General features: G+C 60.0%; 1 protein-coding gene. It reads left to right on the top strand.

Annotated features, from left to right (window positions below; translation table 11 throughout):
- Positions 1–1,135, top strand: a protein-coding gene (locus ACH107_RS33005) for an IS3 family transposase (RefSeq protein WP_412509812.1) whose coding sequence is annotated in 2 segments (ribosomal slippage) — positions 1–231 and positions 231–1,135 — 1,136 coding nt annotated over the 2 segments. Because the reading frame shifts where the segments join, the coding sequence is not laid out codon by codon here. This gene is flagged as partial in the annotation.
- Positions 1,136–1,153: the final 18 nt, after the last annotated feature.

The raw sequence follows: 1,153 nt of genomic DNA, 5'->3' as shown, positions 1-1,153 counted from the left end.
ATTACAGCGACGAGTTCAAGCGGGATGCGGTGCATCAGATCACGGTGCGGGGATATCCGGTTCGGGAGGTGTCTCGGCGTTTGGGCGTGAGCACGCATTCTTTGTACAAGTGGCTGAAACTGTTCGCGGAGCCGGTTCCAAAGCCCGGCGTGGATCATGAAGCCGAGAACCGGCGGCTGAAGCGCGAGCTGGCAAGGGTGACCGAGGAGCGCGACATTCTAAAAAAGGCAACGGCGTACTTCGCGCGAGAGTCCCAATGAAGTACGCGTTCATCCGGGCGCATCGCGAGGAATTTGGCGTCCGGGCCATGTGCCGGGTGCTTCGGGTCCATTTCTCCGGCTTCTACGCATGGCTTAAGGAACCGTTAAGCCACCGTGCGCAAGAGGATGTTCGCCAAACCGAGCTGATCCGGCAGGCCTGGGCCGACAGCGGCAAGGTGTATGGTTATCGCAAGCTGACCGACGATCTGCGCGACGAAGGAGAACGCATCTCGGAGAACCGAGTTGCCCGACTGGCGTCGCTGGCCGGGATCGCTGCACAGGTGGGCTACAAGCGCCGTCCCGGCCGATATGGCGGCAAGCCCGCCGTGGTTGCGGAGAATAGATTGGAGCAGCGGTTCGAGGCATCCGCTCCCGATCAAGTCTGGGTGACCGACATCACCTACATCAAGACCCACGAAGGCTGGATGTTTCTATGTGTCGTCATCGACTTGTTCTCGCGACGTGTCGTTGGCTGGTCCGCCCAGTCCCGAATGACCACGGACCTGGCCCTGCAGGCCCTGTTGATGGCCGTCTGGCGACGCAAGCCGACGGACCGGGTCACGGTGCACTCCGACCAAGGTTCGCAGTTCACCAGCCGGGAGTGGCATATGTTCCTACATCAGCACAATCTGGAACCGAGCATGAGCCGACGCGGAAACTGCCATGACAATGCCGTTGCAGAAAGCTTCTTCCAGTTGCTGAAGCGGGAGCGGATCAAGCGATGGACATATCCGACCCGCGACGACGCGCGGCGAGATGTGTTCGAATACATCGAGCTGTTCTACAACCCGAAGCGCAAGCACACGAGCAACGGCATGCTGTCGCCCGTTGACTATGAGACCAGACAGCAGAAACTGAACGAGGCAGGTGTCTAGGAAACTAGGGGCACCTCA

Source organism: Roseovarius halophilus (ex Wu et al. 2025) (assembly GCF_047086965.1).
Note: the sequence above shows the minus strand (reverse complement) of the source record. Positions and strands in the feature narration are given on the sequence as shown.